The organism is Pseudomonas folii (assembly GCF_014357575.1).
In the GTDB taxonomy this organism is placed as follows: Bacteria; Pseudomonadota; Gammaproteobacteria; order Pseudomonadales; family Pseudomonadaceae; genus Aquipseudomonas; species Aquipseudomonas folii.
Genome location: NZ_JACONW010000010.1, coordinates 41,832 through 64,952, shown reverse-complemented (window position 1 = coordinate 64,952; position 23,121 = coordinate 41,832). Strand labels below are relative to the sequence as shown.

The following is a 23,121-nucleotide window of genomic DNA, read 5'->3' as shown; positions in this document are numbered from 1 at the left end:
CCCAGACCAAGCACCGCTCCCACAGGTAATCGATGTACCTACGTAAAACCCAGGCGCACAAAAACGCCCGGCAGAAGCCGGGCGTTTTTGTTAAGACTTGCTTATCGGGCGCGGTAAGTAATGCGCCCTTTGCTCAAGTCGTAGGGCGTCAGTTCAACACGCACCTTGTCACCGGTAAGAATACGGATGTAGTTCTTGCGCATCTTGCCGGAGATATGCGCGGTTACGACGTGCCCGTTTTCCAACTCCACACGAAACATGGTGTTGGGCAGGGTGTCGACGACAGTGCCTTCCATTTCGAAGCTGTCTTCTTTCGACATGCAGTAAAGCCCTCGGTATCTAATGAGTGGCCCGGTGCAAGTGGCGCCAGGCAAAAGCGGCGTGCATTGTGCCCGAAAAATGCCGGTTAAGCCAAGGTCTTCAATAAAGAGTGATCCATCTTTGGTTTGTAAGCAGCTCGATGGGCCGATATTGGGTCTTGTAATTCATCTTTTGGCAGTTCTTGATCCAGTAGCCCAGATACACCGCATACAGCTGCTGGCGTGCGGCTTCGGCTATCTGCCACAAAATGGCGTAACGCCCCAGACTGCGGCGTTCTTCGGTGGGTTCGTAAAAGGTATAAACCGCAGAAAGACCGTTGGGCAATACGTCGGTAACGGCTACGGCCAGCAGACGATTATCCAGGCGAAACTCGTAGAATCTGCAGAACGGCAAGTCACGCACTAAAAAAGTCGAAAATTGATCGCGACTAGGCGGAAACATGTCCCCGTCAGCATGACGCTGTTCGATATAGCGTTGGTAAAGGTCGAAATATTCTTCGGTAAAGCGCGGTTTAGTGCAGTGCACTTCAATGTCGGCATTGCGTTTGAAAATGCGTTTTTGCTGCCGGTCAGGCACAAAGAGGTCTACCGGGATGCGCGCAGGCACGCAAGCACTGCAGTTTTGGCAATGTGGCCGATAGAGATGGTCGCCGCTGCGGCGAAAGCCCATGTCGGAAAGATCGGCATAAACCTGCACGTCCATTGGCTGGCTGGGGTCCAGGAACAACGTAGTAGCCTGTTCTTCCGGCAGGTAGCTGCACGAATGGGGTTGAGTGGCATAAAACTTCAGCCGCGCCAGCTCTGTCATGATTGCCCCCACCGCAAAAAATAAATCGTTATCAAGAGTGTATGTCAGCCTGCTGAACTCGCCTAGGCAACCAGTCGGCTTGATTGGGCTGATCCAGGTGCCGAGTCAGGTAATCGGAAAAAGTCTTGCGTGAGATAGGCCGGGCGCCGAAGCTTTGCAGATGATTGGTGTGCATCTGGCAATCAATCAGTACAAATCCCCAGGCTTTCAAGCGCTCCACCAGTGTTGCAAAGCCAACCTTGGAGGCATTGTCGGCCCGACTGAACATCGACTCGCCAAAAAATAGCTGACCCATCGCCAGTCCATAAAGCCCGCCAACCAACATGTCGTTGTCCCACACTTCGACGCTGTGGGCGTAGCCACGTTGATGCAGTTCCAGATAAGCGGCCTGGATTGAGCCGGTAATCCAGGTGCCGTCGGCATAGGCACGCGGTCCGGCGCACGCACGGATCACGGCAGCGAAATCCTCATCGAAGGTCACGCGATAGCGCTCCTGACGTATCAGTTTAGCGAGGCTGCGCGAAACATGGAGTTCCTCAGGGAAGATCACGGTTCTAGGGTCGGGTGACCACCAGAGAATGGGCTGCTCATCCTGAAACCACGGGAAGCAGCCATGGCGATAAGCCTGCACCAATCGGTCCGGAGACAGATCGCCCCCGGCAGCAAGCAGGCCGTCAGGTTCGCGCAAGGCTTTTTCCAGTGGTGGAAAAGTCAGGTTGTCACGTTTTAACCAGGTCAGCATAAGGGCAGCACTTTGCAGAAGGGGAGGGCGGGGGAGGCAGCGCGATTGCAACTCCATGCAGCAGTCGTGGTCATAATCGGTCGTCTGTTACACGCAAGCGTCCTGTGCGTGGTCTTTGATACGTGAAGCGGTATGGGCAATTGATCGTCCGGTTAAAAAATGCGGCATAAGTCTTTGTCACGAAAGAGAATGCATGCTCAAATTCAACGTTTGCAACGGTGCTTGAAGATGAGCCATGTCCACGCCAGACTAGTGTTCAGCAATCAAGGGGCGTCTGACCATCAGCCAAGGCAAGCTTCGTCCTGCACCACAATCCGAAACTACCCGGCCAGAACGCTGTTTACAAGGCAGGATGCTACCGTGGCATCAGGCGTACAAATCCGTACAATGCGCGCTTTGCAGTCTGCCGTTCAAGCTGTATGGCCTGACAATCGTTTTGCAGATTCAGTCGTTGGTAGTCAATCACCAGATGTTCGCGCTATAGCGCAGGAATAAAAGCGTTTTGAAGAAATCCACCGCAGTACCCAGCCCCGTTCCGCTCTGGCGGCAGCAATTGCACTACCGGCTCAAGGAAGGTGCATTGATCGCCTTTGGCGCGCTGTGCCTGTATTTGATGATGGCGTTGCTGACTTATGATCAGAACGATCCCGGCTGGAGTCATACCAGCAGTTCGGTTGAAGTTCAGAATGCGGCTGGCCGTGCTGGTGCCTTCTGCGCCGACATTCTGTTCATGGTGCTGGGTTACTTCGCCTACATTTTTCCGCTGTTGCTGGCCGTCAAGGCCTGGCAGGTGTTTCGTCATCGTCATGAACCATGGCAGTGGAGTGGCTGGCTGTTTTCGTGGCGGCTGATCGGTCTGGTATTTCTGGTGCTTGCCGGTGCTGCGCTGGCGCATATTCACTTCCATTTCGCGGCAGGTTTCCCGGGCTCGGCCGGCGGTGTACTGGGTGAGATTCTCGGTGACATGGCCAAGAAAGCCCTGAATATCCAGGGCAGCACGCTGTTATTCATTGCCTTGTTCCTGTTTGGCCTGACGGTGTTTACCGATCTGTCGTGGTTCAAGGTCATGGATGTGACCGGCAAGATCACCCTTGATCTGTTCGAGCTGTTTTACGACGCGGTCAACAACTGGTGGGCGGCGCGTAATGAGCGCAAGCAGATGGTTGCGCAACTGCGTGAAGTGGATGACCGCGTGAACGAAGTGGTCGCGCCTGCTACATCTGATCGTCGTGAGCAGGCCAAGGCCAAGGAACGCCTGATCGAGCGTGAGAAGGCCTTGAGCACGCACATGGCCGCTCGTGAAACCCATATTCCGGCCGTCATTGCTCCAGCTCCCGCCAAGGCTCCCGAGCCAAGCAAGCGTGTGCTGAAGGAAAAACAGGCCCCTTTGTTCGTTGATAGCGCTGTAGAAGGCACCTTGCCGCCGATCTCGATCCTCGATCCGGCGGAAAAGAAACAGCTCAATTATTCCCCTGAGTCCCTCGCTGCCGTTGGCCACCTGCTGGAAATCAAGCTCAAGGAGTTTGGTGTCGAAGTATCGGTGGACTCCATTCATCCGGGGCCGGTGATTACCCGCTACGAAATCCAGCCAGCAGCAGGCGTCAAGGTCAGCCGTATCGCCAACCTGGCCAAAGACCTTGCGCGTTCCCTGGCCGTGACCAGCGTTCGTGTGGTTGAAGTCATTCCAGGCAAGACCACGGTCGGTATCGAGATTCCCAACGAAGACCGGCAGATCGTGCGTTTCTCCGAGGTCTTGTCGACGCCTGAATACGACAACGCCAAGTCACCGGTCACGCTTGCGCTGGGCCATGACATTGGCGGTAAGCCGGTCATCACTGACCTGGCGAAAATGCCTCACTTGCTGGTGGCGGGTACGACCGGTTCCGGTAAGTCAGTGGGCGTGAACGCCATGATCCTGTCGATCCTGTTCAAGTCCGGACCGGAAGACGCCAAGCTGATCATGATCGACCCGAAAATGCTTGAGCTGTCGATCTACGAAGGCATTCCGCATCTGCTGTGCCCGGTTGTGACCGATATGAAGGACGCCGCCAACGCCTTGCGCTGGAGCGTTGCCGAGATGGAGCGTCGCTACAAGCTGATGGCGAAGATGGGCGTGCGTAACCTTTCGGGCTTCAACCAGAAGGTCAAGGAAGCTCAGGAAGCAGGTACACCGCTGGCCGATCCGCTGTACAAGCGTGAAAGTATTCATGACGAAGCACCGCTGCTGACCAAACTGCCGACTATCGTTGTGGTGGTGGACGAGTTCGCCGACATGATGATGATCGTCGGCAAGAAGGTCGAAGAGTTGATTGCGCGTATTGCCCAGAAGGCTCGTGCGGCGGGTATCCACCTGATTCTGGCGACCCAGCGCCCTTCGGTTGACGTGATCACCGGTCTGATCAAGGCCAACATCCCGACGCGCATGGCGTTCCAGGTGTCGAGCAAGATCGACTCGCGGACCATCATCGACCAGGGCGGCGCCGAACAATTGCTGGGTCATGGTGACATGCTGTACATGCCTCCGGGTACTAGCCTGCCGATTCGTGTCCACGGCGCTTTTGTCTCCGATGAAGAAGTACACCGTGTAGTGGAGGCCTGGAAGCTGCGTGGTACGCCGGATTACAACGACGACATTCTTGCGGGTGTCGAGGAGGCCGGTAGTGGCTTCGACGGCGGCAGTGGTGAAGGTGGCGAAGACAGCGAAAGCGATGCGCTATATGACGAGGCTGTCAAATTTGTGCTTGAAAGCCGTCGTGCTTCGATTTCTGCGGTACAGCGCAAGCTGAAGATCGGCTACAACCGCGCCGCCCGGATGATCGAAGCGATGGAAATGGCGGGCGTAGTGACCTCCATGAACACCAACGGCTCGCGTGAAGTGATCGCGCCGGGCCCGATGCGCGACTGATCGCGCACGTCCATAAATGCCTCGCCAGCGTTCGATTGCTGGCGAGACTCCACCGAACTCAATGAGGACTCCCATGCGTCTTTTCCGCATGTTGTTGGTAACTGCACTGACCTTCTCCGCGATTCCGGCGCACGCCGATAGCAAAGACGTCGCTCGTCTGACCCAGTTGCTGGAGACGTCCAAAACCCTGACTGCGCGTTTTTCCCAGTTGACCCTGGACGGCGGCGGCACTCAGTTGCAGGAAACGTCGGGCGAAATGGCCTTGCAGCGTCCGGGCCTGTTCAACTGGCACACCGACGCGCCGCAGGAGCAACTGATGGTCTCCGACGGCAAGAAGGTTTCCCTGTGGGACCCGGACCTGGAGCAGGTCACGATCAAGACCCTCGACCAGCGTCTGACCCAGACGCCTGCACTGTTGCTGTCCGGTGACGTGTCGAAGATCAGTGAAAGTTTTGACATCACTGCCAAGGAAGCGGGCGGCGTGATTGATTTCACCCTCAAGCCTAAAACCAAGGACACGCTGTTCGACAGCCTGCGTCTGTCGTTCCGTAACGGCGTTATCAATGACATGCAGTTGATTGACAGTGTCGGCCAGCGCACCAATATCCTGTTCACCGGGGTGAAAGCCAATGAGGCGATTCCGGCGAGCAAATTCCAGTTCCAGATTCCGAAAGGCGCTGACGTCATTCAGGAATAAGAGGTTTTAACGGTTGTCCATGGACCTGTTTCGAAGTGAACCGATTGCTCAACCATTGGCCGCGCGGTTGCGTGCGACCAATCTGGACGAGTATGTCGGTCAAGAGCATTTGCTGGCTCACGGCAAGCCTCTGCGCGAGGCGCTGGAGCAGGGTGCTCTGCATTCGATGATTTTCTGGGGACCGCCCGGTGTCGGCAAAACCACACTGGCCCGGTTGCTGGCGAAAGTTTCGGATGCGCACTTCGAGACGGTTTCTGCGGTGCTGGCCGGGGTCAAAGAGATTCGTCAGGCGGTGGAAGTCGCCAAACAGCAAGCCGGACAGTACGGCCGTCGCACCATTTTGTTTGTCGATGAAGTACACCGCTTCAACAAGTCCCAGCAGGATGCTTTTCTGCCTTATGTCGAAGACGGGACGCTGATCTTCATCGGTGCGACCACTGAAAACCCTTCGTTTGAGCTCAACAACGCGTTGCTGTCCCGGGCCAGGGTGTATGTCCTCAAGAGCCTTGATGAAGCCGCGCTGCGCAAGCTGGTGAATCGTGCGCTGACCGAAGAGCGCGGACTGGGCAAGCACCAGTTGAGTCTGAGTGACGAAGGTTTTGCCATGCTCATGGCCGCTGCCGACGGTGACGGTCGGCGCATGCTGAATTTACTGGAGAACGCGTCAGACCTTGCGGAAGACGGCTCGGAAATCAGCCTGGAGCTACTTCAAAGTCTGATGGGCGATAGCCGTCGTCGTTTCGACAAAGGTGGCGAAGCGTTCTACGACCAGATTTCTGCCCTGCATAAATCCATTCGCGGCTCCAACCCCGATGCCGCATTGTATTGGTTTGCACGCATGATCGATGGCGGTTGCGACCCGCTGTATCTGGCGCGCCGCGTGGTGCGCATGGCCAGTGAAGACATCGGTAATGCTGATCCCCGCGCGTTGCCATTATGCATGTCGGCCTGGGATGTTCAGGAAAGACTGGGCAGCCCGGAAGGGGAACTGGCAGTGGCTCAGGCGATTGTTTATCTGGCCTGTGCGCCGAAAAGCAATGCCGTTTACATGGGCTTCAAGGCGGCAATGCGCGAAGCCACTGAACACGGCTCGCTGGAAGTCCCGCTGCATCTGCGCAATGCGCCGACCAAACTCATGAAACAGCTGGGCTATGGCGAAGAGTACCGTTATGCCCACGACGAGCCGGATGCGTATGCGGCGGGTGAAGATTACTTTCCCGACGACCTTGAGCCACGTCATTATTACCAGCCGGTGCCGCGTGGCCTGGAACTGAAAATCGGTGAAAAGCTCAAGCATCTGGCTGCTCTGGATGCTTCCAGCCCTCGTCAACGGAGAAAGTAGTGTTCAAAACCATTCTTGCGGTGTCGATTGCCGGTATCGCTGGTACATTATTGCGCTTCGCTGCTGGCACTTGGGTCAGCGCGAACTGGCCAAGGCATTTTTACGCGGCAACCCTGGCGGTGAACATCGTCGGTTGCCTGATCATCGGTGTGCTCTACGGCCTTTTCTTGCTGCGCCCGGAAGTACCGATAGAGATTCGCGCCGGCCTGATCGTCGGCTTTGTTGGGGGTCTTACGACCTTTTCATCCTTTTCACTGGATACGCTGCGCCTGCTTGAAAGCGGGCAAATGCCGTTAGCCCTTGGCTATGCCGGTATCAGCGTGTTCGGCGGGCTGCTCGCGACGTGGGTTGGCCTGTCCCTCACCAGACTTTGATAAACGAGAGAACGATATGCTCGATTCCAAACTGTTACGTACCCAACTTCAGGACGTAGCGGATCGCCTGGCTTCCCGTGGCTTTACACTGGACGTTGCCCGCATCGAAGCGCTGGAAGCTCAGCGCAAGACCGTTCAGACCCGTACTGAACAGCTTCAGGCCGAGCGTAATTCCCGTTCCAAATCCATCGGTCAGGCCAAGCAACGCGGTGAAGATATCGCGCCGCTGATGGCCGATATCGACCGTATGGCCGAAGAGCTCAACACCGGCAAGAAAGAACTGGATGGTATTCAGGCAGAACTGGACGCCATGCTTCTGAGCATGCCGAACCTGCCTCACGAATCGGTTCCGGTTGGCGCTGACGAAGACGAGAACGTCGAAGTCCGTACGTGGGGCACTCCAGCCTCGTTTGACTTCCAGGTACAGGATCACGTTGCGCTGGGCGAGAAATACGGTTGGCTGGATTTTGAAACCGCCGCCAAGCTCTCCGGTGCCCGTTTCGCATTGCTGCGTGGTCCGATTGCTCGCCTGCATCGTGCACTTGCGCAGTTCATGATTAACCTGCACATCAACGAGCACGGCTACGAAGAGGCGTACACGCCTTATCTGGTTCAGGCGCCAGCGTTGCAGGGCACCGGTCAGTTGCCGAAATTTGAAGAAGACCTGTTCAAGATCTCCCGCGAAGGCGAGGCGGATCTGTACCTGATCCCGACTGCGGAAGTCTCCCTGACCAACATCGTGTCTGGCGAAATCCTCGACGCCAAGCAGATGCCGTTGAAGTTCGTGGCTCATACTCCGTGCTTCCGCAGCGAAGCGGGCGCATCGGGTCGTGATACTCGCGGCATGATCCGTCAGCACCAGTTCGACAAGGTCGAGATGGTCCAGATCGTCGAGCCTGAAAAGTCCATGGAAGCCCTGGAAAGCCTGACGGCTAACGCTGAGCGCGTCTTGCAACTGCTTGAGCTGCCTTACCGCGTTCTGGCGCTGTGCACGGGCGACATGGGCTTCAGCGCAGTTAAAACCTACGATCTGGAAGTATGGATTCCTAGCCAGGATAAATTCCGCGAGATTTCGTCGTGCTCCAACTGCGGTGATTTCCAGGCGCGTCGTATGCAGGCTCGCTGGCGCAACCCGGAAACCGGCAAGCCAGAACTGGTTCACACCCTGAACGGTTCGGGTCTGGCGGTTGGCCGCACCCTGGTTGCTGTGCTGGAAAACTACCAGCAGGCCGACGGTTCGATCCGCGTGCCGGACGTGCTCAAACCTTACATGGGCGGCCTAGAGGTCATCGGCTAGATGGAATTTCTGCCGCTGTTCCATAACCTGCGTGGCAGCCAAGTGCTGGTCGTGGGCGGTGGCGAGATTGCATTGCGCAAATCCCGCCTCATTGCCGAGGCCGGTGCTGTGATTCGGGTAGTCGCGCCAGAGATCGAGCCGCAACTGCGCGAACTGGTTGAGCGAAGTGGTGGGCACCTGATTCTGCGCGGCTATAACGTCAGTGATCTCGACGGCTGCGTGCTGATCATTGCTGCCACCGATGACGAGCCTCTCAACGCTCAGGTGTCGCAGGATGCCAAGCAGCGTTGTGTGCCGGTCAACGTGGTGGATGCGCCTGCTCTGTGCAGCGTGATCTTCCCGGCCATTGTCGACCGCTCGCCTCTGGTCATCGCGGTTTCCAGCGGCGGCGATGCTCCGGTGCTGGCGCGTTTGATTCGCGCCAAGCTGGAAACCTGGATTCCGTCGACTTACGGTCAACTGGCCGGGCTGGCGGCGCGTTTCCGTAGTCAGGTGAAGAATCTGTTTCCGGACGTCACCCAGCGCCGTGCCTTCTGGGAAGAGGTTTTCCAGGGCCCGATTGCTGACCGGCAACTGGCCGGGCAGGGTGCTGAAGCAGAGCGTTTGCTGATCGCCAAGATTGCAGGCGACGCGCCGCATGCTCCCGGTGAAGTTTATCTGGTAGGCGCAGGACCGGGTGACCCGGATTTGCTGACCTTCCGAGCGCTGCGCCTTATGCAGCAGGCTGATGTGGTGCTATATGACCGCCTTGTGGCGCCGGCGATTCTGGATCTGTGCCGACGTGATGCCGAGCGGATCTATGTAGGCAAGCGCCGTGCTGATCACGCCGTCCCGCAAGACGAGATCAACAAGCAACTGGTTGATCTGGCCAAGCAGGGCAAGCGCGTTCTGCGGTTGAAGGGCGGTGATCCGTTCATCTTCGGCCGTGGTGGAGAAGAGATTGAAGAACTGGCGGCTCACGGCATTCCATTTCAGGTGGTACCGGGTATCACGGCAGCCAGCGGTTGCGCGGCCTATGCCGGTATTCCGCTGACTCACCGTGATCATGCGCAATCAGTACGCTTCATCACCGGGCACTTGAAAAACGGTACCAGTGATCTGCCGTGGAGTGACTTGGTAGCGCCCGCACAGACCCTGGTGTTTTACATGGGGCTGATCGGTCTGCCGATTATCTGTGAGCAACTGATCAAGCACGGTCGATCCGCTGATACCCCGGCAGCATTGATTCAGCAGGGCACTACCTCCAGTCAGCGGGTGTTTACAGGCACTTTGGCCGATCTGCCACGAATGGTCGCGGAGCATGAAGTCCATGCGCCGACGCTGGTGATCGTGGGTGAAGTGGTCAAGCTGCGTGAAAAACTCGCCTGGTTTGAAGGGGCTCAGGCTACGGTCTAACGCATCTGACCATAGCGCTAACCGGTAGGAGCGAACTTGTTCGCGAGGCGTCAGGCGTGATTTACAGCGGAAACCTCTCGCCAACAAGTTGCCTCCTACCTGACATAGCGTTGAGACAGCGCCAAGGTTAGACGCCTGTCTTGCTCCAGATACCACGTCCCGTCAGTCGCTCACGATCATGCGCTCTGTCCAGATTCTGCAACGGGCCTTTAGGCACCACAGCAGTCGGATTGATAGTGCCGTGGCTCTCGTAGTAGTGATGCTTGATGTGCGTGAAATCCACCGTTTCGGTAATGCCCGGCCACTGATACAACTCCAGCATCCAGTTGCTCAGGTTCGGATAGTCCGAAATCCGTCGCAGGTTGCACTTGAAGTGCCCGTGATACACCGGGTCGAAGCGCACGATGGTGGTAAACAAGCGCACGTCAGCTTCAGTCAGGTATTCACCCGTCAGATAGCGCTTCTCGCCCAGTAGCGTTTCCAGTGCGTCGAGTTCGGCAAACACGTCATCAAAAGCCTCTTCATAGGCTCCTTGAGAGGTGGCGAAGCCCGCGCGATACACGCCGTTATTTACCGCCGGATAAATGCGGTCGTTCAACGCATTGATCGGCGACTGCAAGGCGTCCGGATAGAGGTCCAGACGATTACCGGTCAGGTCATCAAACGCACTGTTGAACATGCGGATGATTTCCGCTGATTCGTTGCTGACGATGCGCTGCAGCTTTTTGTCCCACAACAGGGGCACAGTGACGCGGCCGGTGTAGTCTGCCGTGTCAGCCAGATAGCGCTGATAGAGGAATTCATGATTATCGAGTGGATCGCCCGTCGAGCCTTTCTCGGTATCGAAGGTCCAGCCGTGCTCGCGCATCAGCCAACTGACCACGGACACGTCGATTACACTTTCGAGGCCTTTGAGCTTGCGATAAATCAGCGTGCGGTGAGCCCAGGGGCAGGCCAGCGATACGTACAGATGATAGCGCCCGGCTTCGGCCTTGAAGCCGCCTTCACCCGACGGTCCTGGCTGACCGTCTGCGGTGATCCAGTTACGGCGTTGCGCCTGCTCGCGCTGAAACGCGCCATCTTTGCTGCTTTCGTACCACTGGTCTTGCCAGCGTCCTTCAACGAGGAGGCCCATATCTAACTCCAAAATGGTGTGCTTATGTGCGTTGGAGAAGAGTCTAGGCCGATTCGTTCGAACAAATAACGCAAAGGGTGGGGAGTAATGATCGGTTAAATTGATGTGTTACGGTTTTTCCAGAAAACTTCAGCCTGTGCAAATGCCTCTGCGCGGGGCAATCCCAAGCCGCGCAGGGCCAGAGCCATCGTCGAAATCAGTGCCAGTTGCGGATAGCTGTCTTCGACTTCACCTTTCCACAACGCGACGAGTTGCTGCGGATCCAGAGTTGCCGGTTTCACATGGCGACGATCCGACAGGGCTGGCCATTCTTCATCCCATGGTTGCCCGTCTGTAGTGCCGTAAAGATGGCTGATGGTGTCTGGATTGATTTCCACCTCGCCGCCATCGCCCTTGATGACGATGGTGTGGTTGCCGAGCAAGCCGCTGGCGTCACGATGAACGCCCTGGTAGCCGGGGTGAAAAATGCTTTGCAGGCCACACCTTGCGTTGAGCGGATTGAGGATACGAGCCAGAGAGTGAATCGGCGAACGCAATCCGAGGGTGTTACGCAGATCGATCATGCGTTGTAATTGTGGAGCCCAGTCGCCTAGCGGGAAAAACGCCAGGTTGTGCTGTTGCAGCGCTTGATCCACCGCTTGCCAGTTACGACACAATGGAATGCCTAGCAGATCCAGCAATTGTTCGGTGTACAGCCGCCCGGCTGTGTGTGCACCGCCGCCGTGCATCAAGATACGTATCCCGTTCTGGGCCAGGCATTTAACCGCCAGCAGGTACCAAGGCAAATGGCGCTTCTTGCCCGCATAAGTGGGCCAGTCGATATCGACCTGAAGTGGCGGGGCGTTCAAGCGTTCGCGTAATGCTTCAGTGAAGCCAGCCAATTCCTCGGCGCTTTCTTCCTTGTGGCGCAGTAGCATCAGAAAAGCACCTAGCTGGCTTTCTTCGACCTTTTCATCAAGGAGCATGCCCATGGCTTCACGGGCTTCTTCGCGGGTCAGATTGCGCGCTCCGCGTTTGCCTTTGCCCAGGATGCGGACGAATTGTGCGAACGGATGCTCGACGGGTGTTTCAAGGACGAGTGGGGCGTAGTCAGTCATATGCAATTAGTCGGCTTGGGCAGGCCCGCCAGCTTGGCGGCGAGTTTGGCGGGAGTGCCGTTGAACAGGCGGTTGAGGTGCATGCTGTTGCCTTTTTCCGGACCCAGCTTCAAGGCCGTGTATTTGATCAACGGCCGGGTCGCGGGTGAAAGCTGGAACTCGCTGTAGAACTCCCTCAGCAACAGCAACACTTCGATGTGCTCGGGACTCAGGTCGATACCTTCCCGGGCGGATAGCGCGTTGGCAACATCCATCGACCAGTCATCGAGGTTTTGCAGGAACCCGTCCTTATCCAGAGCAATGATTTGCCCCGCCATGTTCAGCTCGTTCATAGCCACGTGTTGACCTTGTCAAAGCGAATGGAGAGCTCGACGAAGCCTGAATAGTCAACGACTTTGACCCAGTCTGGCGCCGCCATGCGCCGCGCCTGAATATCCTCGTCAAGCACGAACACTTCGTTGGCGCTCAGCGCTTGCAGTGCCTGGAGTGGCGCTGTCGAGTCCGTCAGCGCGTAAGTGGCGTCGCCGCACAGCAGCACGCCGTCAGCCGGGCCGAGCAGGCGCAGGCAACTGGTCAGGCGGGTGTCGGTGAAGGGCGAATGAGATAAAACATGCAGAGTCGACATCAGATTGTGATCACGTGATCGTAGCGGTCAATGAGTGCGGCGATTTCCGCAGATTGCGGCAATTGAATGATTTCCTCATCCACCGCTTCCTGCAGGATGCCGCGCTCGGCAAGGCTGGTGCCGCAGGCATAGATATCTTCGACGCCAAATATCGACAGCGCCTTGAGGTTGGCGGTCAGGTCCTTCTGTTGCAAAGCCTTGGCATTCTGGTCCGGCAACAACTGAAAGACGCCATCGTCCAGAAACAGCAAGCCGACGGGCAAATCATACGCACCACCGGCCAATACGATATCCAGCGCCTCGCGCGCGCCCGGTCCGGACCATGGCGCCTGGCGGCTGATGATCAACATTGATTTAGCCACTTCAAGGCCCTCCGAAACAGATCACGCGATCAGCTGTTTGCGCGGCGTCGTGCAACTGACCTAATCCGGATAATTCCCACGGGGTCAGCAGATTGGCCGCTGGTCGCTGATAGCGCTGCGCTTCTTCATCATTGAGTACGCCACGGCGCAAAGCGGCCGCGATGCACACCACGCCGTCCAATTGATGCCGGCTGATGAAGTCTTGCCATTGTGAGGGCAGGTCGTGTTCGTCCTGAGGCGTCACGACATTGGCCGACGCGCTGTGGACGCCATCCTGATAGAAGAACAGCCGCACAATCTCATGCCCCCCCGCCAGCGCCGCCTGTGCAAATAGCAGGGCGCGGCGCGAGGAGGGCGCATGGGCTGCGCTGAACAGATTGATCGCGAACTTCATGACAGGCTCTGAGCAGAAAACTTGGCCAATGATAAAGAATTCACGAGCACTAGACAGCAAAAAGCCCGCTAAGCGGGCTTTTTGATGAAGCGGGACAGCTGAATCAGTCGTCGCGGCTCATGATGCCGAAGATCTGCAACAGGCTGACAAACAGGTTGTAGATCGAAACATACAGGCTGATGGTCGCCATGATGTAGTTACGCTCGCCACCATGAATGATCGCGCTGGTCTGGAACAGAATGCAGACCGACGAGAACAGCACGAAGCCAGCGCTGATCGCCAACTGCAGGCCGCTGATCTGGAAGAACATGCTCGCCAGCACCGCCGCCAGCAGAACGAAGAAACCAGCGGTGATGAAGCCACCCAGGAAGCTCATGTCCTTGCGGGTGATCAGCACGTAAGCCGACAGACCACCGAACACCAGTGCCGTCATGGCGAATGCCGAGCTGACAACTTCAGCGCCGCCCTGCATACCCAGGTAACGATTGAGGATCGGGCCTAGCAGGAAACCCATGAAACCGGTCAGCGCAAACGCCGACACCAGACCCCACGCCGAATCGCGCAGTTTATTGGTGAGGAAGAACAGACCGTAGAAACCGATCAGCACGACGAAAATGTTTGGGTAGCCAACGCGCATCTGCTGCGCGACAAAAGCCATGACACCGCTGAAAGCAAGGGTCAGAGCCAGAAGGCCGTATGTGTTGCGCAGGACGCGGCTAACCTCTAGCTGATCGGCCTGCACGCCGTTATTAACTGCGTAATCCTGTTCGCGCATGGCGAAACTCCTAGTGGTTGAAATGTTGAGTTGCAAAGATCATAACAGACGACTTGAAATCAGCCACCCAGAGAGTTTGACAGCGTGTTTCATTCCGGTATTATGGCGCCCGCAATGCAAACGGAAGTATGGCCGAGTGGTTTAAGGCAGCAGTCTTGAAAACTGCCGACTGTAACAGGTCCTAGAGTTCGAATCTCTATGCTTCCGCCATCTTAGATACGTCAAAGCCCTGATTATTCAGGGCTTTTTCGTTTCTGGGGTTTGGTGGCGCAAGGCTGCTAAATCGTCAAACGTTCCGATACTTTTGGCCGCGTTCCGAAACCAAGCTTAAAAAGTCGATCATTTGGTGGGGGCAACGACCTCTCCAACCCGTCTGTAACTGTCTGAGTAATGCGCTTGTCCGTGTGCCCACGGAGCTTGCTTGCGTTGTCCAGGTCGGCGATTTCACTCGCAGCCTTAGGACGAATGTCTCGAAACTGGAACGCCTTTATCCCAGAGCTGAGCACTTGGTCGAGATCCTTGATCGCTTCTGCCGCTGCCAGTTTTCTCGCGTCATCGAACCTAAGTCGTAGTATCGCTTTGGTTACGTCCTGTCATCCTCCGTCACGATCAGATAAGGATTGCGTACCGCCCTAGCTTTACGCTGTTCCAGCAGACGCAATATCAGAACGCCGAGGCCGTTACTGCCAGCTTCGCTGTTGAGTAACTGAATGCGAAGTTTCTTCGACGTCTTCCCTTGGGCAACATTTAGATAATCGCCAATAAAGTCGGTTGCCCGCATAGCGCATAGAAAGCACATCTGATGGTCGCTGTCCGGTTAGATAGGCCAGCCCCACCGGCCAGCCTTATGAAGATGGTAGAGCCGAACTTGACCCAGCGGTTGCAGAGAGAACTCTCCATACCGGAACAGACGGCGATGACGCCATCCGGCAACTGAGCGCACTGCAGCAGTACGTCAGAACGGTTTGCCTCGGACAGGCCGAGTAATCAAAAGGAGCGATCAGCCCGGATGCGTCAACATCCGGACTGAACGCCGAACCCCGCAGCCCTTTTCCTGCAAGTCCAGCCAAGGCTCCCGCTTCGTGCACAAAGCGGAGCGGAGTCTAGAAACTGTTTATCCATACAGTAAAGGTTTGCAATTAATGTCCACACCTATCGTTCCATGGATGGGCGGCAAGCGTCGCCTGGCCGACCGTCTCATTCCTCTTTTCCCACCTCATGAATGCTACGTTGAAGTATTCGCTGGAGGTGCGGTCCTCTATTTCATGCGTCCCCAAGCGGCTCCCGTCGAGGTCTTAAACGACATCAACGGCGACCTGGTGACCTTATATCGTGTTGTCCAAAATCACCTTGAAGAGTTTGTCCGTCAGTTCAAATGGGCGCTCAGTTCGCGGCAGGTCTTTGAATGGCAGAAGATGACTCGTCCGGAAACACTTACCGATATCCAGCGCGCTGCTCGATTCTTTTATCTGCAGCACCACGCGTTCGCGGGCAAGGTGTCTGGTCAGTCCTTCGGTACCGCGACGACTGCCCCGGCTATTAATTTACTGCGGATTGAAGAGAACCTGTCTGCAGCGTGGCAGCGCCTGTCGGGCACCTACGTCGAGAATCTACCTTGGCTAGAGTGCGCTGAACGCTACGACCGTGCTCACACGTTCCATTATATGGACCCGCCGTATTGGCAGACCAACGGGTATGGCGTCGACTTCCCGTTTGAGAACTACGAGCGGATGGCCGACTTCATGCGGCGCTGCAAAGGCAAGGTCATGGTCAGCATCAACGACCATTCGATATTCGCCGGGTGTTCGATGGCTTCCATTTTGAAACGCTGGACATTCGGTATACCACGACCAATCAGCGGCAAGGCAAGGCAAGGCAGAGGTGACAGGGGAACTGATCGTCATGAACTGGACCCCTGCGTCCTTAGGTGGGCTTTTTTGAAAGGCGACGGCAGGATCATGAGACCCTGCCTCCCTCCCTACGCACACAGAATTTGTAGCAGTTTCACGACTTCAATCATTAGCATGATTATCAGCGCCTTGAACATAGAGATATCCCATGGTTCGGTTGCCTGTGCCTTGGTCCCAACAGCGTCTTGTGCTAACGTCCCCTTGCTGTAGGTAAGACGAAGCGCGAGACGCTGAAGGCTTCAACGTCGCCAGGGTTTACGTTTTGGCGCTTTTACAAGTGGGGTGGGGGGCTGCAACCCTCCACCTTTTTTGTTTTAGCGGACACTATTAGTTGTTTCTCTTCATAAAATCACTCGCGCACAGAACATCCCTTGAGGGTGTTTGACTCTACTGGGGGCGAAGATTTCAGTCACCTTAATGAACTGCGATTGTTCCGTCAAATATTTTTAGCTGGCAACTTTTCTGTATCGTACGAAACAGATCCGTACTCGACTGATATCCCTCGCTCGATATAAGTACATTACTCCGTATCTTAGATCGTCATGGGGGTGGAGTGTGCACGGAAAACCTGTCTGGATGCATAAAGGGTTTGCGCTGGAAGTTACGCTGTAAAAGTGGTGAAGGGTCCGTATTTCGGGCCTTTCACGGGGCGTGAATGCGCAATGCGGCGTAGCGGCTTAGCGTTAAAGCGTCATTTCGTTAAAGCGTTAATCCGTCAAAGCGTTAATCCGTTATCCGTTAAAGCGTTAAAGCGTTAAAGTTACGAAGGTGCAAAAGTAGGAAGGTACAAAAGTAGAAAGGTATGAAGGTGCAAAAGTAGAAAGGTACGAAGGTACGAAAGTAGAAAGGTACGAAGGTACGAAAGTAGAAAGGTACGAAAGTAGAAAGGTACGAAGGTACGAAAGTACGAAAGTACGAAAGTAGAAAGGTGCGAAGGTACAAAAGTAGAAAGGTACAAAGGTAGAAGGTTACGAAGGTACGAAGGCGTGAAATCGATCTGATACGGATGCCCGTCCAAGGGCATCAATTTTAGCGGCTAAAATCTTACCGATGCTCGCTAGGTGTTATCAGATCCGGCCCCTGGTTTTGAACATTACCTACTGCACGGCCAACCGGATACCACTCGAAATCATCGACCGGCCTGCAGCACTGCATCGCAATCTCCGCCGCCCGTCCGGGTGATAGGTCAGGCTCAAGCCATTCGTTCGCGTATTCCGGCGTCAGCACAAGCGGGCGGCGGTCGTGAATGTCGACCATGCCCTGATCACTGGCAGCGGTGATAATCACAAAACCATCGTCCTCACGCGGCTCCAGCCCGGGCGTCACCTGGGCCAGCCCGCCATAAAACATGGGAGCCTGGCTTTTCAGCCTGATGAAGTAGGGCTGCTTCTTCTACGGGTCGTCAGGGTCCTTGACCCACTCAAACCAACCATTTGCTGGCACAAGCACCCGGCCATTTGGCCAAAGCTGCATGAAGAATTTCCCCGTCGTCACCGTCTCGACCCGCGCATTGATCGGGTCAGGCCTTTTTCCCTTCGCCCAGAATGGCGACCATCCCCAGCGAACCTTGTCCACGCTTAGACCGTCTTCCAATCCCCGAATAATCTGAACCCGAGTGCTCGGCGCGAAGTTGTAGCGCTCAAGGGGCCACTCGTCGTAGCCATTGATAACGATCTGCTTTGAGCCCAGTTCCTTCAGGTAATGGGCCATGGGTTCGTAGAGCGTCCGCACATGATGTCACCCGTCGAAATGTCCTATATATGAGATTGACCGCGCGCAGCCGAAATCGCTAACTGTGCGTTCATACAGTATTCAGTGTTAGGTTAGCATCATGACCATTACCGTCCTTGGCCCAGTGTCCACTGGGGGCGAAAAGCTCCCTCTCTATTCCTTTCATGTGCCTGCGGGATTCCCGTCACCGGCCGCCGATCACATCGAAAAGCATCTCTCGCTGGACGAGCTGTTCGACATCCGGGCGCCGCATGTGTACCTGGTTAAGATTGAGGGAGACAGCATGCAGGGGGCGGGGATCTACAGTGGTGACATCGTTATTGTTGACCGCAGCCTGTACGCGGAACATGGCGATATCGTCATCGCCGCGCTCAACTCAGAGCCGGTGTGCAAGCGCCTGCACATGCGTGACAACGTATGCATGCTCACTTCCGAAAACACCAAATACCCGCCATGCCATGTGATGGAATGCGACGAGCTAGTGATCTGGGGCGTTGTGAAATACAGCGTGCGCGATCATGACAACTCGTGAGCCAGTCTTTGCGCTGGTCGACTGCAACAGCTTCTACGCCAGTTGCGAAAGGGTGTTCTGGCCCGATCTGGCGAAAACACCGATAGTGGTGCTGAGCAATAACGACGGTTGTGTCATTGCACGCAGCTACGACGCCAAGCCGTTCGTGAAGATGAGCGCACCATACTTCCAGATCAAAGATGCGCTGCGCCAGAACGGCGTCCAGGCATTCAGCAGCAACTACGCGCTTTATGGCGACATCAGCGAACGGGTCATGACCGTCATAGAGTCCATGGTGCCCGTCGTTGAGGTCTACAGCATCGACGAGGCGTTTTGCGATCTGACGGGCATTCCCGGCGACCTGACTGCATTTGGCCGAACGATTCGCACCGCGGTGCACCGGTCAACCGGCATTCCGGTCGGCGTAGGCATTGGCCCCACCAAGACCCTGGCAAAGCTGGCCAACCACACGGCCAAGCGGCTGCAGGCCAATACGGGTGGGGTAGTCGATATCTGTGATCCATTCAAACGCGACTGGGTGCTGCGTAACACTGCTGTTTCAGAGGTGTGGGGTGTCGGCCGAAAGATGAAGGCCCACCTCGAAGCGATGAACATCCTGACGGCTATGGACCTGGCCAAGGCCGACCCGACAATGCTCGGGAAGAAATTCAGCGTGGTCATCGAGAAGACGGTACGCGAGCTATCTGGAATCAGTTGCCTAGAGCTGGGCGATTAAGAGCCGCCAAAGCAGGAAATATGCTCAAGCCGGTTGTTCGGCAAGCGCCTGACCACGATCGAGCCTATAAAAGAGGCGGTGGCCACCTACGTTCAGCGCGCAGCGGAGAAGCTGCGGGCGCAAAACTCGCTGTGCAAGAAGATTCGAGTCAGCATCCGCACAGGCATGTTCAACCCCGACGAGGCGAAGTATGCCAACGGCGCTTTGGTTGAACTGCCATATCCCACGAATGACGTGCGCTTGATGACAAAGGCTGCGACCGAGGCTGTCAACCGACTGTTTCGGCCAGGCTTCAAATACAGCAAGGCTGAAGTGCTGTTCATGGATTTGCGGCAGCCCGGCGAATTTACCGATGACCTGTTTGCCCTAAATCAGCCGCAGGCTGCAGAGAGGGTGATGGGTATACTTGACGAAATAAACCAGAGATGGGGCCGTGGAACGCTTCGAACCGCCAATGTACCGTTTGATCCGGATTGGGGAATGCGGCGGGAAATGATGAGTCAAAGCTTTACAACTAGGCTCGATCAGCTTTGGACGGTTAAATGCAATTAATGCACACGGATAAAAATTCCGCCAAATATCAATAGTTAAGATCTCGAATAACCGAGCAGATCAGTTAAGCAAAAAGAGCACGATGCCGCGTAGTGTATATGATCGGATCGAGTGAGAAAAAGTAGTGCTACTCTGCCTCCAACGGTGGGAAGCAGCACATTTTTTAACATTTACTCAGAATTTTAAAACGTTCATCTGACGAGCTTGAAGCGACTAGTAATCGGGTGCGCGAATCTCAGGTGATAAAGTAGAAGGTATCAGGCAGATTTGCGCACTGTTGAGTTGTGCTTGCTGCCCACACGCATTCGTCAATCCGCGACAATTCACCTGTATGGGCCTCCATTGTCAGAGCCAAGACTCAACTCGGCCTGGGGCTTGGAACTCACTGCTAGACGAGCATGGTAGGACTAAGGCCAGAAGCGCTCCCCCCAAGGTCGGCATTTCTGGCATCCGAGTGCAGGAAGCTAGCCGAAATTTTGCTATGAACACTTGGCCGAGAGATTGTAGTATTCAGGGCTTGAGAAGAAAGCTGAATAAAATTGGGCGCATAATGAAAATATTAGACATACAGGCTGATAGCGTGATAAATGGTACCGTTGCATTTGGAAAGGCAACTTACACGGAGGCAATAAAGTCACTCATACCGCTGATTGATAAAACAGAGTTCCAAAGAAAACTACAGGATAAGAAATTCTATAGCAAACTTGAGCGTGACATTGTAGACGGGTGCGTGATGCCGCCGATTACTGTTGCATTTGTAACAGATAAGGAGCTTGAAACAATTAAGGAAATTGAAGTTTTTGTAAATAGTCATATAGAAAGCTCGTTTGTTTTGGACGGTATTCAAAGGCTTAATACTTTGTTTCGTGCGTCGGAAGAAGTAGAGTTTGGTGATAAGTATATTATTTATATAAACTTTATTTTGTGTGACTCTGTCGAAAAATTATTGTACAGAATGATCACTCTCAATAACGGGCAAAGGCCCATGACGCCTCGGCACCAAGTTGAGATAATGATTGCCAATGCATTTGATTTTAAAAAGTTAGGCATTAGCGTTGTTGCTGAAAAAGACTCATCAACCGTTAGCGCGCGTAAGGCTTTTAGGAAGTCAGACATCATTCAAGCGTATCTGGCTTTTATGGCAGATAGTCCAGTTGTAGACAATAAAAAGATCATCGAGGAAAAGATGGATGATTTATTAGTTGGGAAAATTATGGCGGTGGAACCCACAAAGTATAAGTCAAGCTTCAAGGAGTTCATAAAGCTTCTTGCGATCTATCAAAAAGATCCTGATTCATTAAAGTGGTTAAAAGTCACAAATAATCTCGTCGGGTTCGCAGCTGGAGCGAAACACTCAATAGAAAAGTTGAAGCTCATAAATGAAAAAGAATTTGCTGAGTGTACTAGTGTATTTGATCAGGCATTCGCAGACTTCAATCCCTCGCGAATCAAAGTTGGTAAGTTTCGACGAGAGCTTTCCTGTGAGTATTTTAAAAGTTTCGTAGAGTATAAGGATTTGGATGCGGAAGACTTGCTTGAGCACTTTAGTGAGCTTACTCTAAATGATTGAGAGATATGTTTATTTGGAGTCAATCTTCTCGAAAGAAGATGAGATATCTGCTGGGCTATCTTTAAATAAAAATAACAGCCCTGCGCTGCGAATTTTTCGTCTGCTGACGGGGACTTGTAATATCTCCGATGTGTTTTTTGATAAAAAATTTAAATTGTCTACTAATTATTTAAACTTTCCATACACGCAAAATGCGCGACCTAACAAAAGTTCGTTGTTGGGCGTTTTTCCTGATGATGTTAGTCTTCTGGATATTTCAACATACTTTCGCTCTCTCAGGAGTAATGATGAGTTTTACGAAATTATAGAGTTTGAACTGATTAACTGTATTGTGGCTAGAAAAAGCGAGCGCTATTTGGAGGCTTTTCTTTTTCTCTATAGAGTGCTTGAGGGTATTAGTTACAGTATCCCACTAATCTATGTTTCAAAATCCAAGAGCTTTAATAAGTCATTTAAAAGTCTGCAGAAGTACATGCCTACCAAGAATAATGAGGGTGAGTTGCTTTTTTTTAAAAACTTCATAAAAAGTGAATGGAAAGATGAATATTTTTTTAGGTTAACGCTGGATATCGATGTGGGCAGTATAGAGGTAGAAGAAATGAGAAGTGTTTACTTTAACCTCTATAAAGAGAAAGCCAAAACTGGTCTTCAAAGTGAAACAGAGGATGAAGAGCTTAAAATCAGTTTTATAGGATTTATGGAGTTTATGATAGAGTTGCGCAATCGTTATTTTCATTATCTGCAAGGAGGTTGGCAAAAAAATATAAGCACAAGCCAGATTATATTTCCCGATCTTTTCTTTAAGCCTATCATAGACTTGGGAGTGAATTGGGTGTCTATAGCTCTATTTGAAGTAATAAAATTTGATATCGATAACCACGCGGGTGGTTGAACTCCATTATGCTCAAGGTTTGTTGGGTATCTACGGCAGGAGGGGGGCGGTGTGAGCATCTTGATAAGCCCGTTAAAGAGTTAATCGATTCGCTTGAAGATTTTTCAAAAGTCTCAAGTAGATTGAGTCGATGCCGGTAACCTCTTTAGTTAGGACTGTGCACCAGATACATGAGTATCAAGCGGTAAGCAGAGAGGCACGCGGCAGATTTCTGAAGGTAAGGGCGCGTGACTCCGATAGCAATCAGGAAGATGGGCGCGACTTCAAGGTGTGAGGAAAATATCAAATGGCTTCATGCGTACGTCTCAAGCGTGAGGTAGTTGAACACGAAGTTGGACACTGGATTACAGCCCGTCATCACGGGATCTATACAGACCATATAGAAATTACCCGAGATGGGAATAGTTACTATGGTCATTGTAATTTGTTTATTTTTCCCAGGTTGCGCGAAATTGGCGATGCGAGAAAGTTAATAGAATCAAGGATTCGTACGCTGATGGCAGGTGCTGCTGCACAGTTGATTGATCGGAAGACTGCAGAGTGGAGCTGCGTAATGGAAATCTTCCGTGGTAATGGTGCGAACGATTTTGACAAGATAAGTGAATATATTTACTTTGTTTCAGGCTTCGACTCAAATACGTTCATGGATAAAGAAAATGCGAGTGAGCTATTTGATAATTTGTTTGCAAAGTACTGGCTCGAGACTGTGAAAATTATCTCAGATAACACTAAGACCATAAGAGCGTTAAGTGACCACATTCTTTCAAAATTAGATGATAGTCCGGTCCGTCAAAAATTTCCGACAGAGGATCTAGTATCCCATTTATGCCCAAAATAAGTCTTCCCTGGCGGGCTTATTTTAGTTTGATGGAACCCCACAGCAGGTAAGTGGTCGAGCTTAGCCCATCCGAAATGGAATTATTGATTTAGTAACCACGATGTCAAACCCTG

The 23,121-nt window shown here is 53.8% G+C and carries 20 protein-coding genes, 1 tRNA gene and 3 pseudogenes; 13 read left to right on the top strand and 11 right to left on the bottom strand.

The window, feature by feature from the left end; genetic code table 11:
• Positions 1-101 precede the first annotated feature (101 nt).
• From infA to aat, 3 genes are all read right to left on the bottom strand, one after another.
• On the bottom strand, positions 102-320 hold the full coding sequence (infA, locus tag H8S59_RS04250) for a translation initiation factor IF-1 (RefSeq protein WP_002553999.1): 219 nt from the start codon (positions 318-320) through the stop codon (positions 102-104).
• A 100-nt stretch (positions 321-420) separates the two neighbouring features.
• On the bottom strand, positions 421-1,128 hold the full coding sequence (locus H8S59_RS04245; protein WP_095097486.1) for an arginyltransferase: 708 nt from the start codon (positions 1,126-1,128) through the stop codon (positions 421-423).
• 31 nt (positions 1,129-1,159) lie between these two features.
• Positions 1,160-1,870, bottom strand: coding sequence for a leucyl/phenylalanyl-tRNA--protein transferase (aat, locus tag H8S59_RS04240; protein WP_187520604.1), 711 nt, complete (start codon positions 1,868-1,870; stop codon positions 1,160-1,162).
• Positions 1,871-2,372: 502 nt separating this feature from the next.
• On the opposite strand from aat, the gene ftsK reads away from it, so the two are divergent.
• The 6 genes from ftsK to cysG all read left to right on the top strand — a co-directional run bounded on the left by ftsK (position 2,373) and on the right by cysG (position 9,880).
• Complete coding sequence (ftsK, locus tag H8S59_RS04235; protein WP_095097480.1) at positions 2,373-4,775, top strand: DNA translocase FtsK; 2,403 nt, start codon at positions 2,373-2,375, stop codon at positions 4,773-4,775.
• A 73-nt stretch (positions 4,776-4,848) separates the two neighbouring features.
• Entirely contained in the window at positions 4,849-5,472 is a 624-nt protein-coding gene (lolA, locus tag H8S59_RS04230) for an outer membrane lipoprotein periplasmic chaperone LolA (protein ID WP_095097477.1), read from the top strand.
• A 19-nt stretch (positions 5,473-5,491) separates the two neighbouring features.
• Entirely contained in the window at positions 5,492-6,814 is a 1,323-nt protein-coding gene (locus H8S59_RS04225) for a replication-associated recombination protein A (RefSeq protein WP_095097474.1), read from the top strand.
• Positions 6,814-7,188: a fluoride efflux transporter CrcB gene (gene crcB / locus H8S59_RS04220; protein ID WP_095097471.1), complete on the top strand. Its 375-nt coding sequence runs from the start codon at positions 6,814-6,816 to the stop codon at positions 7,186-7,188. Before H8S59_RS04225 ends, crcB begins: the two co-directional genes overlap by 1 nt.
• Positions 7,189-7,204: 16 nt before the next feature.
• Positions 7,205-8,485, top strand: a complete 1,281-nt coding sequence (gene serS, locus H8S59_RS04215; RefSeq protein ID WP_095097468.1) for a serine--tRNA ligase — start codon at positions 7,205-7,207, stop codon at positions 8,483-8,485.
• On the top strand, positions 8,486-9,880 hold the full coding sequence (gene cysG / locus H8S59_RS04210; RefSeq protein ID WP_095097465.1) for a siroheme synthase CysG: 1,395 nt from the start codon (positions 8,486-8,488) through the stop codon (positions 9,878-9,880).
• Positions 9,881-10,007: 127 nt separating this feature from the next.
• On the opposite strand, the gene H8S59_RS04205 is transcribed toward cysG, so the two are convergent.
• From H8S59_RS04205 to H8S59_RS04175, 7 genes are all read right to left on the bottom strand, one after another.
• Positions 10,008-11,015 (bottom strand): glutathione S-transferase family protein, encoded by a 1,008-nt coding sequence (locus H8S59_RS04205; protein WP_187520603.1) that lies wholly within the window; start codon positions 11,013-11,015, stop codon positions 10,008-10,010.
• Between the two features lie 95 nt (positions 11,016-11,110).
• A complete protein-coding gene (locus tag H8S59_RS04200; RefSeq protein WP_187520602.1) occupies positions 11,111-12,112 on the bottom strand; it encodes a glycosyl transferase family protein in 1,002 nt (333 codons plus the stop codon).
• Positions 12,109-12,444: a TusE/DsrC/DsvC family sulfur relay protein gene (locus tag H8S59_RS04195; protein WP_187520608.1), complete on the bottom strand. Its 336-nt coding sequence runs from the start codon at positions 12,442-12,444 to the stop codon at positions 12,109-12,111. Before H8S59_RS04195 ends, H8S59_RS04200 begins: the two co-directional genes overlap by 4 nt.
• The gene (gene tusB / locus H8S59_RS04190; RefSeq protein ID WP_187520601.1) at positions 12,441-12,737 is read right to left on the bottom strand and encodes a sulfurtransferase complex subunit TusB; all 297 of its coding nucleotides are present in this window, start codon (positions 12,735-12,737) and stop codon (positions 12,441-12,443) included. The genes H8S59_RS04195 and tusB overlap by 4 nt, the downstream gene beginning before the upstream one ends.
• A complete protein-coding gene (gene tusC, locus H8S59_RS04185) occupies positions 12,737-13,099 on the bottom strand; it encodes a sulfurtransferase complex subunit TusC (RefSeq protein ID WP_187520600.1) in 363 nt (120 codons plus the stop codon). The genes tusB and tusC overlap by 1 nt, the downstream gene beginning before the upstream one ends.
• A 1-nt stretch (position 13,100) precedes the next feature.
• Positions 13,101-13,493 carry a sulfurtransferase complex subunit TusD gene (tusD, locus tag H8S59_RS04180; protein WP_095097449.1) on the bottom strand — a complete coding sequence of 131 codons (393 nt, stop codon included), beginning with the start codon at positions 13,491-13,493 and terminating at the stop codon, positions 13,101-13,103.
• 103 nt (positions 13,494-13,596) lie between these two features.
• Positions 13,597-14,268, bottom strand: coding sequence for a Bax inhibitor-1/YccA family protein (locus tag H8S59_RS04175; RefSeq protein WP_027899209.1), 672 nt, complete (start codon positions 14,266-14,268; stop codon positions 13,597-13,599).
• 122 nt (positions 14,269-14,390) lie between these two features.
• Here H8S59_RS04175 and H8S59_RS04170 point away from each other — a divergent pair.
• Positions 14,391-14,478 (top strand) — tRNA-Ser (locus tag H8S59_RS04170).
• A gap of 932 nt (positions 14,479-15,410) precedes the next feature.
• A pseudogene (locus H8S59_RS04165) lies at positions 15,411-16,209 on the top strand (DNA adenine methylase).
• A 1,013-nt stretch (positions 16,210-17,222) separates the two neighbouring features.
• On the opposite strand, the pseudogene H8S59_RS04160 reads toward H8S59_RS04165, so the two are convergent.
• Positions 17,223-17,888, bottom strand: a pseudogene (locus H8S59_RS04160) (SOS response-associated peptidase family protein).
• 121 nt (positions 17,889-18,009) lie between these two features.
• On the opposite strand from H8S59_RS04160, the gene H8S59_RS04155 reads away from it, so the two are divergent.
• The 5 genes and pseudogenes from H8S59_RS04155 to H8S59_RS04135 all read left to right on the top strand — a co-directional run bounded on the left by H8S59_RS04155 (position 18,010) and on the right by H8S59_RS04135 (position 23,008).
• A complete protein-coding gene (locus H8S59_RS04155; protein ID WP_187520599.1) occupies positions 18,010-18,441 on the top strand; it encodes a LexA family protein in 432 nt (143 codons plus the stop codon).
• Positions 18,428-19,708: pseudogene (locus H8S59_RS04150) on the top strand (Y-family DNA polymerase). The gene H8S59_RS04155 and the pseudogene H8S59_RS04150 overlap by 14 nt, the downstream one beginning before the upstream one ends.
• A 550-nt stretch (positions 19,709-20,258) precedes the next feature.
• Entirely contained in the window at positions 20,259-21,278 is a 1,020-nt protein-coding gene (locus tag H8S59_RS04145) for a hypothetical protein (RefSeq protein ID WP_187520598.1), read from the top strand.
• Entirely contained in the window at positions 21,271-22,170 is a 900-nt protein-coding gene (locus tag H8S59_RS04140) for a hypothetical protein (RefSeq protein ID WP_187520597.1), read from the top strand. Before H8S59_RS04145 ends, H8S59_RS04140 begins: the two co-directional genes overlap by 8 nt.
• Positions 22,171-22,456: 286 nt before the next feature.
• Positions 22,457-23,008, top strand: coding sequence for a hypothetical protein (locus tag H8S59_RS04135; RefSeq protein WP_187520596.1), 552 nt, complete (start codon positions 22,457-22,459; stop codon positions 23,006-23,008).
• Positions 23,009-23,121: the final 113 nt, after the last annotated feature.